The sequence below is a fragment of the Halolamina rubra genome (assembly GCF_000739555.1).
GTDB classification, from domain to species: domain Archaea; phylum Halobacteriota; class Halobacteria; order Halobacteriales; family Haloferacaceae; genus Halolamina; species Halolamina rubra.
In genome coordinates this window covers 53134-64203 of record NZ_BBJN01000025.1, presented here as the reverse complement: position 1 = coordinate 64203, position 11070 = coordinate 53134, and the positions used below count along the sequence as shown (strand labels likewise).

Here is an 11070-nt window from a genome sequence, read left to right as displayed (position 1 = left end):
GGCGAGCAGCCGGCGAGGACTGAGCCGTTCGACCGGATCCTTCTCGAACCGAGACCCACAGAATCTTACGTCCGACCCACGACTCTGGGGTATGGCTGATACGGAGACGTTCACCATCGAAGGCCCGGAAGGCGAAACCGACACCGTCGAGCTGCCGCCCGTCATGCTGGAGCTGATGCGTGACGGCGACGAGCCGGACGCCCAGATCATCGCCGACATCGTGCTGCAGGCGTTCGCCCAGCAGGCCCACGCCCGCGTCCACCACGCCGAGGGCGGCGTGGCCGACGAGATCGAGGACGCCAACGACACGCTCGAGGAGCTGTTCGAGGACCGCTTCGGCATCTCGCTGTCCGAAGCGATGGGCCACCAGCACTAACGGGCGCGTCGCTTCTCACGCCGTTTTCCCCGCTCGATAGCCCCAGCGCAGGCGAGCGTTTATGACCGATAGCGCGACCACCGTCTCCGTGCGGTGAGAGCCGCCACGGGTCGAACACGGCGGGAGCGCGACTCACCGGCCCGTGGTACCGTCGAGTCGCCTGTTCGCTACCGATCCGGGGTCAGAGCTCTCCCTGGCGCGCCAACTCCCGGACTCGCGCCGCGCGCTCCTCGAGCGCGTCCCACTCCGCGGCGTCCTTGTCGTCGACGTGGGAGTACATCAGCCCCATCCGGCCCGTCCCGCGGAGGCGCTCCTCGTGCTCCCGGAGGAACGTCCAGTAGAGACTGTTGAACGGACACGCCCCCTCGCCCGTGTCCCGCGAGACGGCGTACGGACACGACGAGCAGTAGTCGCTCATCCGGTTGACGTAGCTCCCTGACGAGGCGTAGGGCTTCGAGGAGAGCGCGTCGGTCGCGAACGAGCCCATCCCGACGACGTTCGGCGTCGTCACCCAGTGGAAGGCGTCGACGAACCCCTCGTGGAACCATTCGTTCAGTTCCCCCGGCTCGGCGCCGTAGACGAGGGCGAAGTTCGCGAGCACCATCAGGCGCTCGATGTGGTGGGCGTAGCCGTGCTCCCGGACGTGGCCCACCGCTTCGGAGAGGCAGGTCATGTCGGTGTCGCCCGTCCAGTAGGCCGGCGGCAGTTCCGCGGTCTGGTCGAGCTGGTTCGCGTCGGCCATCCCCGGCATCGAGCGCCGGTAGACGTGGCGCACGAACTCCCGCCACCCCAGCAGCTGTCGGACGAACCCCTCGACGCTGTTGATCGGCGCCTCCCCCGCCTCGTAGGCGCGCTCGGCCCGCTCGATCACCTCCATCGGACGGAGCAGACCGAGGTTGATCGACGCCGAGAGCAGCGAGTGGCTCATCGCCCACTCCCCTTCGACCATCGCGTCCTGGTACGCCCCGAACTCGGCGAACCGCGCGTCGACGAACGTCTCCAGCGCCGACAGCGCCGCCTCCCGCGTGACCGGCCACCGGAACGGGGCTGCCTCGTCCGCATCGACGAACGTGTCGAACGCGGTGTCGACCCACGACGCGACTTCGCGAGTGGTCTCGTCGGGCTCGAACCTCGGCGGCTCGGGCGGCTCCCACCCCTCCGGCGGCGTCTCGCGGTTCTCCTCGTCGAAGTTCCACTCGCCGCCGGCCGGCTCCTCGCCGTCCATCAACACGCCCGTCTCGCGGCGCATCCAGCGGTAGAACCCTTCGAGGCGGTAGGTGTCCGGGTCGTTCGTGGTCCGGCACGCCGCCCACTCGTCGAACTCGCTCGGCGTGAGCAGGAACGTCGGGTTCCGGACGAAACTGAGGGTGCCACCGCGATCCGCGACTAGCTCCCGCAGCCGACTTGCCGCGCCGTGGGCGGCGGGCCGGGGGACCGTCAGCTCGTCCCCGGGATGTGCGTCGAAGTGGGCGTCGAGCCCGTCACCGAACCGCTCGACCTGCCGGTAGTCGACGGTCAGCCCGCGCTCCCGGAGGTCGTCGCGGAACTGCCGCATCGCGGCGAACACGAGCGTCAGCTTGTGGGGGTGGTACGGCCGCCGATCGGCGAACGCGGACGCCTCGATCAGGAGGACTCGGTCGTGGTCGTCGAGGTAGTCCCCAGCGCGGTCGAGCTGCGTGCCGAGCAGCCACAGCGTCATCGGCCTGACGGATACCCCGGTAGTCGCCGGCGTCGTTCCATACGGCCCGTCTGGGGCGTGGTGCCTAAAGTTCGACCGGCGACGGCCGGTGGAGTTTATAGGCTGCCAGTCGACCGGCAGAGCATGGAGTACGAGAACCTCCTCCGCGACTGGCTGCTCGGGCTGATCGCCGCGCTGCTGGCGGCGATCGCGCTGTCGACGACGCCCGCCGGCGAGGCGTACCTGGGCGTGCTCGAACCGCTGGTCGTCGTGCTCGCGCTCGTCACGTTCCTCGCCTTCGTCCTGATCACCGGCGCCTTCCTCGTCTACACCGCGAGCTTCCGGGACTGACCGAACCGTCGCGGATTCGCCGGCGTGCGTGGCTTTTTGCCGATACAGTGCGATCGGTTCCCATGGAGTATACCACGCTCGGCGACACCGGCATCGAGGTCTCCCGCATCGCGCTCGGCTGCATGAGCTTCGGCGACCCGGAGTGGCGCGACTGGGTGCTGGGCGAGGAGGACGGCAAGGAACTCGTGGACCGCGCGGTCGAACTGGGGATCAACTTCTTCGACACCGCGAACATGTACTCCGGGGGCGAGTCCGAGCGCATCCTCGGCGACGCCCTCGGCGAGTACGACCGCGACGAGATGGTGGTCGCGACGAAGGGGTACTTCCAGATGCGCGAGGACGACCCCAACTCCGGCGGCCTCTCCCGGAAGGCGATCGAACAGGAGCTCGACGCCTCACTCGACCGGCTCGGGATGGACACGATCGACCTCTACCAGACACACCGCTGGGACTACGACACCCCCATCGAGACGACGATGCGCGCACTCGACGACGCCGTCCGTCGCGGGAAGGCCCGCCACGTCGGCGCGTCGTCGATGTGGGCCCACCAGTTCGCCGACGCGCTCCACACCAGCGACCGCGAGGGACTGGAGCGCTACGCGACGATGCAGAACCACTACAACCTCCTCTACCGCGAGGAGGAGCGCGAGATGCTGCCGCTTTGTGATCGGGAGAACGTCGGCGTCGTCCCGTGGTCGCCGCTGGCTCGCGGGTTCCTCGCGCGCCCCCACGAGGAACTCGAAGCCACGACCCGCGGCCAGAGCGAGTCCGACGCCGCCCGGCACCCCTACCTCGAGAACGGCGGCCGCGAGGTGAACGAGCGCGTCGCGGAACTCGCCGCCGAGAAGGGCCTGAAGATGGCCCAGATCGCGCTGGCCTGGCTGCTGCACAAGGACGCCGTCGACGCACCGATCGTCGGCACCACGAGCGTCGAACACCTCGAAGATGCGGTCGAGGCGCTCTCGGTGTCGCTCAGTCCCTCGGAGATCGAGTACCTGGAGGAGCCGTACCAGCCGGTCGCGGTCTCCGGGCACGAGTAGGCTGTAGAAACGCGTTTCGACCGACTGCGGCGGGACGACCGACTACAGGAGCCCTTCCGCGGCCAGTCGCTCGAACCCTTCTTTCAGCCGTTCCTCGCTGGCGGCGTAGGAGATACGGGCGTACCCCGGCGCGTTGAACGCGCTCCCGGGGACGGTGGCGACGTGGGCGTCCTCGATGGCGGCGTCGGTCCAGGCCACGTCGTCGTCGTCGGTCGGGATCATCGCGTAGAACGCGCCCTGGGGCTCCGGGATCGACTTGCCGTGGTCCGCGAGCAGGTCGACCACGAGGTCGCGGCGCTGTTCGAACGCTTTCACCATCGTCGCCACGTCGCTCTCGACGCTGCGCAGCGCCTCGACGCCCGCGCGCTGGACGAAGTTGGCCGCGCAGGTGACCGAGTGGCTGTGGATCTTCGACACCTGGTCGACGAGGGGTTCGGGTGCGGCGAGGTAGCCCAGCCGCCAGCCCGTCATCGCGTAGGACTTCGAGAACCCGTTGACGGTCACCGTCCGGTCGGCCATCCCGTCGAAGGAGGCCAGCGAGGTCGGCTTGGCGTCGTAGGTGATCCGGTCGTAGATCTCGTCGGCGACGACCGTCACGTCGTGTTCGACCGCCAGGTCCCGGACGCCCGCGAGCGCCTCGTCGGAGAACACCGCCCCCGTGGGGTTCGAGGGGGAGTTCACCAGCAGCAGCGCCGTCTCGTCGGACATCGCGGCGGCCAGGTCGTCGAGCGCTGGCTCGAGTTCGAACTCGTGCTCGCCCAGGTCGACCCGCGTGAGCTCGCCGCCGGCGAGTTTCACCATCGCCTCGTAGGAGACCCACGCCGGATCGAGCAGGATCACCTCGTCGCCCTCGTCGATCAGCGCCTGGACCGTCTCGAACAGCGCCTGCTTCGCGCCGGGGGTGACGACGACGTTGTCGGGCTCTGCGGGGACGTTCTTCGCCTTCAGGTCCGTCGAGATCGCCTCCCGGAGCTCCCGGATCCCGTTCGAGGAGGTGTAGCCCGTGTGGCCGTCGGCGATGGCTTCGCGGCCCGCCTCGCGGACGCGTTCGGGCGTGGGGAAGTCCGGCTCGCCCACCGAGAGGTCGACCACGTCGACGCCCTCCTCCTCGAGCGCGCTGGCTTTGTTGCTGACGGCGACGGTCGCCGACGGCTCGACGCGGCCGACGCGCTCGGCGAACTCCCACTGGTGGTCGCTCATGGGAGCACCTCCACCATGTCGACGGCGGCGTCGACGGCCGCCGCCCCCTTGTCGACGCGCTCGTGGGCCTCGGCACCGCTCTGGCCCGGGCCGGTGACGCCGAAGGTCACCGGCGTGTCACGGTCCAGCCCCACGGACTGCAGCGACTCCGCGGTCGCGTCGCTGATCACCTGGTCGTGGTCGGTGTCGCCGGTGACGACGGCGCCGACGACGGCGACGGCGTCGATCGCTTCCCGGCGCGCGAGCCGGTCGGCCGCGAGCGGGCTGTCGTACACGCCCGGCACGCGGACGGTCTCCTCGATCCCGACGCCCCGACGTTCGGCGGCGTCTTCGGCCGCTGCCGCCATCTGGTCGGTGACGGAGGCGTTGAACTCCGCCACCACGAGTCCGAGATTCACCATACCCACACCTGGCCGTGGGCGAAGAAAGAACTACCGAAGCGGGCGACGCGTGGGGCGCTTCCGGACGGGGCGACGGCGAGAAACGGGGGCGTCAGGTTGCCGAGATCAGGGCCAGTTGCCGTTGTCGGTGAACGCGTCGACGACGCGCTGGATCGCGACGACGTAGGCGGCGGTGCGGAAGTTCGGCACGTCGAACGCCTCGTAGGCGTCGGTGAGCGTGTCGAACGCGTCGGTGATGATGACCTCGAGCTCCTCGTTGACGCGCTCCTCGCTCCAGTAGAAGCGCTGGCGGTTCTGGACCCACTCGAAGTATGAGACGGTGACGCCGCCGGCGTTGGCGAGGATGTCCGGGAACACGTGGACGTCCTTCTCGGTCAGCACGTCGTCGGCGTCGGGCGTGAGCGGCCCGTTCGCGGCCTCGACGATCACGTCGGCCTGCACGTCCGCGGCGAGATCGCCGTCGATGGCGTTCTCGAGCGCCGCGGGCACCAGCAGGTCCACGTCCATCGTGAGCAGCTCCTCGTTGCCGAGCTCCTCGACGCCCTCGTAGCCGCTGACGGAGCCGGTCTCGCGCTTGAACTCCTTGACTGCGACGGGGTCGAGCCCGTCGGGGTCGTGGATCGCGCCCGAGGAGTCCGAGACGGCGACGATGTTCGCGCCGAGCTCGTCGATGAGCTTGGTGGCGATCCAGCCCGCGTTGCCGTACCCCTGCACGGCGACGGAGGCGCCCTCGATCTCCTTGCCGAGGTAGTCGAACGCCTCGCGGGCGGTGAGCATCGTCGATCGACCCGTGGCCTCGACCCGTCCCGCGCTCCCGCCGGCCTCGATCGACTTCCCGGTGACGACGCCGGGCTCGGTTGTGTTCTCAAGGGTCTCGTAGGTGTCCTTGATCCAGTTCATCTCCCGCTGGCCCGTGTTCACGTCGGGCGCCGGGATGTCGTTGTCCTCGCCGATGAACGGGCGGAGTTCGTCGGCGAACGAGCGCGTGAGCCGTTCGAGTTCGGCTGCGGAGTAGTCGGCGGGATCGACGACGATCCCGCCCTTCCCGCCGCCGTAGGGGATGTCGACGACGGCGCACTTGTACACCATCCAGCCGGAGAGCGCCTTCACCTCGTCGCGGCTGACGCCCGGGTGGTAGCGGATCCCCCCCTTGTATGGGCCCCGGTCGCCGTTGAACTCCGACCGGAACGCCTTGAACCGCTCGATCGACCCGTCGTCCATGTCCACGGAGAGGTTCGTCTCCAGGACCCGCTCGGGGTACTTGAGCCGCTGGATGACGTCGTCGTCGACGTCGAGATAGGCGGCCGCGTCGTCGATTTGTTCCTGCAGGCTCTCGAACGGGTTGGCCTCGTCAGACATTTCGGCGTGAAATTCAGCCGTAGCTCGAATAAGCTTGCCGAAGTCCTGACGGGACGTTCGTGAACGATTAGCGGTCCTCGCCCGCCGCGGCGCGCTCGAGCACGCGCTCGGCCTGGGCGATCAGCGGCGCGTCGATCATCTCGCCGTCGACGCTGAACACCGCCCGCCCCTCGCTCTCGGCCCGGTCCCGCGCTTCGAGCACGCGCTCGGCCCACTCGACGCGCTCGGGGGCCGGCGTGAACGCGTCGTTGATCACGGGGACCTGCGCGGGGTGGATCGCGAGCTTCCCGTCGAACCCGAGCTGGAGCGCGAACTCGGTCGCCTCGCGCAGGCCGGTCTCGTCCTCGAAGTCGGTGTGAACCGTGTCGATGGCGTCGACGCCGGCGGCGCTCGCCGCCAGCACGACCTGCTCGCGGGCGTGGAGCACTTCGGTCCCTTCGTCGGTCCGGGTCGCGCCGATGTCGGCCGCGAGGTCCTCGGCGCCGAAGACGAGCGCGTCGGTCGCGGGCGCGTCGGCGATTTCCTCGGCGCGCAGCACGCCCCGGGCGGTCTCGACCAGCGCCAGCAGCGCGGGGTCGGCGTCGTGCTCGTCCAGCAGGTCGGCGATCCACGCCACGTCGGCTGGCTCGGCGACTTTCGGCACCATCACGCCGTCGAGGCGGACCGCGCCGTCGTCGAGCAGCGCGTCGATGTCCGCGGCGGCGTCGACGCTCACGCGCACGGTCACCTCGCAGTCCGGGTCGAACGACGGGTCCGAGAGTACCTCGTGGACCGACTCGCGCGCCGACTCGCGCCGGTCGGGGGCGACGGCGTCCTCGAGGTCGAAACAGACGGTGTCCGCGCCCGCGTCGGGGGCCTTGCGCATCAGCTCCGGGCGGTCGCCCGGGGAGAACAGGAGGCTTCTGCGTGCCATACGCCAGCCTCGGACGGCGCGGAGTTAACTGGTCGGGATCGGACGCCGTCGAAAAATCCGGGTCGGCGGTCGCGTCAGCTACCCCGTCGCCGGGCCGCGACGAACGCCGCGCCGACCAGCGCCAGCACCGTCAGCGCCGCGCCGAAGCCGGGGGCGCTGGCGCCGCTTTCGTCGTCGTCGGTTCCGTCAGTCGTCCCTTCGTCGGTGGACGCCGTCTGCGTGTCGTCGCCAGCGGGCCACTCGGTCGCCGTCTCCGTCGAGGAGCGGTCGTTGTCGCCGAGGCTCAGCGTCGCAGTGCCCTCGCCGCCGCTGCTCTGCGGGTTGATGTCGAGGCCCACGTCGTACTCGCCCGCGTCGGCGTTCTGGGCGTTCTCGAACACGACGACGATCTCGTCGCCGGCGTCGACGTCGTAGCTACCGCCGAAGGTGAACGTCACCGTCTCGCCGTTGTTGCTCGAGTCGACCGAGCTCAGGTCGTCCGAGACGTTCTTGTCGACCGTCTTCCCGTCCGAGTCGTCGTCCACGTCGATCCCGACGGCGACGACGTCGCCGGTGCCGACGTTACTCACGTCGACGCCGCTGTCGGAGTAGTCGACCTCGAACCCGTTGAGCGACCCGGCGGCGTCGTCGCCGGCGGTCAGCGTCGCCGTGTGCGTCGACGTCTGCCCGGGCGACGTGGGCGATGCTTGCACCGAGCCGTTCGACGCCGCCGCCGCGGCGCCCGTGAAGGCGCCGACGGCGACGAGCGCGACGAGCGCTAGCGTTCGGACTGTTGCGTTCATAGTTGGAGGAAACGGTCACCCTTCGTCCGGGTCACCCGTTCGTTTCGACCGAGTAGATGGTTACGGATAGTTGCTTGGGCCACGTATAAGCTGGGTGTCGTGAAACCGCCCGACGTGGCCACACTGTCGTGCGTCGGTTTCCCACGATCCCCGCGTCGGCGGATCGAGTCGGCAGCGTTTTGCGACGACCGGCCGAGGGGGGCGGTATGACGGGCCGTTACTACGAGGAGTTCGCGGTCGGCGAGACCATCGAACACGAGAAGCGCCGCACCGTCTCGGAGTCGGACAACCAGTCGTTCTGCGACATGACGATGAACCAGCAGCCCCTCCACCTCGACGCCGACTTCGCCGGCGACACGCAGTTCGGCGAGCGACTGGTCAACGGCCTCTACACCATGTCGCTGGCGGTCGGGCTGACGATCCCCGACACCACCGACGGCACCATCGTCGCCAACCTTTCCTACGACAACGTCGAGCACCCCAACCCCGTGTTCCACGGCGATACTGTCTACGCGCGCACGACCGTCACCGACAAACGCGAGACCAGCGACGGCGAGCGCGGCATCGTCGAGATGCACGTCGAGGCGCTGAAAGTCGACGAGGACGGCGACGGCCCGAACGGCGACACGCTCGTCTGTGAGTTCGACCGCACCGCGCTCAGCCTGAAGCGCGAGCACGCCGAGTGAGCGCTAGGCCACCGCGAGGATCGTCGCCGCGTTGACGGCGACGGCCGCCCACGACGGTATCGCCACGCCGACCGGAACGAGATACCGGTAGCGCTCGCCCTCGCGGGTCAGGAGGGGCAGGAGCCGCCAGGCCGCGTAGCCGACCGCCAGTGCGAACCCCTTGAGCAGGACGCCCGCGCCGATCAGGCCGAACTCCCGAATGAACGCCCGGGCGATCCAGTTGCGCTCGGCCAGCCCCATCGAGAGGCCGAGGCCGGTGAGCGCCACGTCGAGGACCATCGCGAGCACGGCGACCAGCCAGAGCGTCTGCGGCCGCGGGAGCGGTCCGTCGAGCGCGTGGGGGCGTGTCGCGACCCGTGGCTCCTGTGGGGGCGTCGCGGGGCGGGAGTCGTCGACCATCGTCGGTCGACCGGTCGGTCCGGCGCATGAAGAGTAGTCGCCGAGTATCAACCGCCAGACGGCTGCTAACAGCAGTTAGGAGGCTTCTACAGCACCGTGCCGTGTTTCTTGTCGGGGAGGTCCTTCTGGACGTCCTCGTAGAACGCGAAGCGGTTGACCAGCTCCTGGCGCAGCGTCGACGGCGGCACCACGTCGTCGATCACGACTTCGCTGGCCATGCGGTGGGCGTCGATGTCCTGGCGGTACTCCTCGCGGAGCTCCTGCTCGCGCTGTTTGCGCTCCTCGGGGTCGTCGATGGCGTCGAGCTTGTTGGCGTAGACGGCGTTGATCGCCGCCTCCGGCCCCATGATCGCGATCTCGCCGGACGGGAGGCCGAGCACGCTCTCGGGGTCGTACGCGGGGCCGCCCATCGCGTAGATGCCGGCGCCGTAGGCTTTCCGCACGACGACCGTCTGTTTCGGCACCGTCGCCGAGGAGGTGGCGTAGATGAACTTCTTCCCCTTCTCGAGGATGGCGTCTTTCTCCACGTCCGAGCCGGCCATGAAGCCGGGCGTGTCACAGAGGTAGAGCAGCGGGATCTCGTAGGCGTCGCAGGTCCAGATGAACTCCGCGGCCTTCTCGGCGGCGTCGGGGAAGATCGCACCCGAACGGTGGTTCGGCTGGTTGGCGACGACGCCGACGGGGCGGCCGTCGATCCGGGCGAACGCGGTGACGATCTCCTTCCCGTACTCCGGCTTCATCTCGAACACGGACTCGGCGTCGCAGATCCGGTCGAGCAGGTCGTGCACGTCGTACGCCTTGTTCGGGTTGTCCGGCACGACCTCGTCGATCCCCTCCGGGGAGAACGTGGGGTTCTCGGGCTCCGAGCGCGGCGGCTTCTCGCCGGCCTTGTCGGGGAGGTAGCTCATCAGCTTCGCCGCGTACTCGCGGGCCTCCCGCTCGTCTTTCGCGACGAGGTCGGCGCTGCCCGAGTGTTTGGCGTGGACGGCGGGGCCGCCGAGATCCTGCATGTCGATCTCCTCGCCGGTCACCATCTTCACCATCCGCGGGGAGGCGATCGCCATCGCGCTCATCCCCTCGACCATGATGGTGAAGTCCGCGAACACGGGCGTGTACGCGGCGCCGGCGATACAGGGGCCGTACAGCACGCAGATCTGCGGGACGTAGCCCGAGAGCATCGAGTGGTTGTAGTAGTACTTCCCGATCCCCTCGCGGTTGGCGAAGAAGCCGGTCTGCTGGTCGATCCGCCCCCCGGAGGAGTCCATCAGGTAGAGCACGGGGTTGCCGGACTTGAGCGCGCGCTGCTGCATCCGGAGGAACTTCTCGACGCCGCGGCCGGCCATCGACCCCGCCTTGACGGTGAAGTCGTTGGCCATCCAGTGGACGTCGCGGCCCTCGAACGTCGCCGCGCCGGTGAGCAGGCCGTCGCCGGGCAGGCGGGTCCCCTCGTCGTACTCCTCGACCTCCGGGGAGTCGGGGTGCCACTCGTCGAAGGCGGCGAACTTCCCGTCCTCGAACTGGACGCCGTCGGCGGCGCCCTCGCGCTCGGTGTCGCCGGGGCCGCCGTCGCCGTCCTCGCCGAACCAGAGGTCGAGTCGGTCGCGGACGAACAGTTTGCCCTGCTCGGGCAGGCGCTGTTTGTACTTCTCGGGCCCGCCGTCGAGGATCTCCTCGATCTCCTCGCGCAGCTTCCGTTCGCGCTCGGTCGGGCCGAGATCGTCGTCGAGCGGGTACTCCGTCTCGGGGGGCGTCGCCGTCGCCGCCGGTTCGTCGGCGTCGCCGACCAACACCTCGATCTCCGCGCCGAGATGTTCAGCCAGCGCCGCGGCGACCGCCGACGCTTCCTCGTCGGTCGCACCTCGCCGATGCGCACGTGCATACGGGG

11 protein-coding genes and 1 pseudogene are annotated in these 11070 nt (G+C 69.3%); 4 read left to right on the top strand and 8 right to left on the bottom strand.

Features of this window, described 5'->3' with window-relative positions:
• Positions 1 to 91: 91 nt before the first annotated feature.
• Complete coding sequence (locus ACP95_RS07500) at positions 92 to 376, top strand: DUF7545 family protein (RefSeq protein WP_049980610.1); 285 nt, start codon at positions 92 to 94, stop codon at positions 374 to 376.
• 181 nt (positions 377 to 557) lie between these two features.
• Here ACP95_RS07500 and ACP95_RS07495 read toward each other — a convergent pair whose 3' ends face one another.
• Entirely contained in the window at positions 558 to 2075 is a 1518-nt protein-coding gene (locus tag ACP95_RS07495; RefSeq protein WP_049980609.1) for a cryptochrome/photolyase family protein, read from the bottom strand.
• A 123-nt stretch (positions 2076 to 2198) separates the two neighbouring features.
• Here ACP95_RS07495 and ACP95_RS07490 point away from each other — a divergent pair, with 123 nt between their 5' ends.
• Positions 2199 to 2405, top strand: coding sequence for a hypothetical protein (locus ACP95_RS07490; RefSeq protein ID WP_049980608.1), 207 nt, complete (start codon positions 2199 to 2201; stop codon positions 2403 to 2405).
• A gap of 62 nt (positions 2406 to 2467) precedes the next feature.
• Complete coding sequence (locus ACP95_RS07485) at positions 2468 to 3445, top strand: aldo/keto reductase (RefSeq protein ID WP_049980607.1); 978 nt, start codon at positions 2468 to 2470, stop codon at positions 3443 to 3445.
• A gap of 42 nt (positions 3446 to 3487) precedes the next feature.
• Here the strand turns inward: ACP95_RS07485 and ACP95_RS07480 are convergent, their stop codons facing one another.
• The 5 genes from ACP95_RS07480 to ACP95_RS07460 form a co-directional block, all read right to left on the bottom strand.
• Positions 3488 to 4645: a pyridoxal phosphate-dependent aminotransferase gene (locus ACP95_RS07480; protein WP_049980606.1), complete on the bottom strand. Its 1158-nt coding sequence runs from the start codon at positions 4643 to 4645 to the stop codon at positions 3488 to 3490.
• The gene (gene ribH, locus ACP95_RS07475) at positions 4642 to 5046 is read right to left on the bottom strand and encodes a 6,7-dimethyl-8-ribityllumazine synthase (RefSeq protein WP_049980605.1); all 405 of its coding nucleotides are present in this window, start codon (positions 5044 to 5046) and stop codon (positions 4642 to 4644) included. The genes ACP95_RS07480 and ribH overlap by 4 nt, the downstream gene beginning before the upstream one ends.
• Before the next feature lie 105 nt (positions 5047 to 5151).
• Positions 5152 to 6405 carry a Glu/Leu/Phe/Val family dehydrogenase gene (locus tag ACP95_RS07470; RefSeq protein ID WP_049980604.1) on the bottom strand — a complete coding sequence of 418 codons (1254 nt, stop codon included), beginning with the start codon at positions 6403 to 6405 and terminating at the stop codon, positions 5152 to 5154.
• Positions 6406 to 6472: 67 nt separating this feature from the next.
• Entirely contained in the window at positions 6473 to 7318 is an 846-nt protein-coding gene (locus ACP95_RS07465; protein ID WP_049980603.1) for an HpcH/HpaI aldolase/citrate lyase family protein, read from the bottom strand.
• Positions 7319 to 7392: 74 nt separating this feature from the next.
• Positions 7393 to 8100 (bottom strand): PGF-CTERM sorting domain-containing protein, encoded by a 708-nt coding sequence (locus ACP95_RS07460; protein WP_049980602.1) that lies wholly within the window; start codon positions 8098 to 8100, stop codon positions 7393 to 7395.
• Between the two features lie 206 nt (positions 8101 to 8306).
• On the opposite strand from ACP95_RS07460, the gene ACP95_RS07455 reads away from it, so the two are divergent.
• Entirely contained in the window at positions 8307 to 8786 is a 480-nt protein-coding gene (locus ACP95_RS07455) for a MaoC family dehydratase (protein ID WP_049980601.1), read from the top strand.
• A 3-nt stretch (positions 8787 to 8789) separates the two neighbouring features.
• On the opposite strand, the gene ACP95_RS07450 is transcribed toward ACP95_RS07455, so the two are convergent.
• Positions 8790 to 9185, bottom strand: a complete 396-nt coding sequence (locus tag ACP95_RS07450) for a hypothetical protein (protein WP_049980600.1) — start codon at positions 9183 to 9185, stop codon at positions 8790 to 8792.
• Between the two features lie 86 nt (positions 9186 to 9271).
• Positions 9272 to 11064, bottom strand: a pseudogene (locus ACP95_RS07445) (acyl-CoA carboxylase subunit beta).
• Positions 11065 to 11070: the final 6 nt, after the last annotated feature.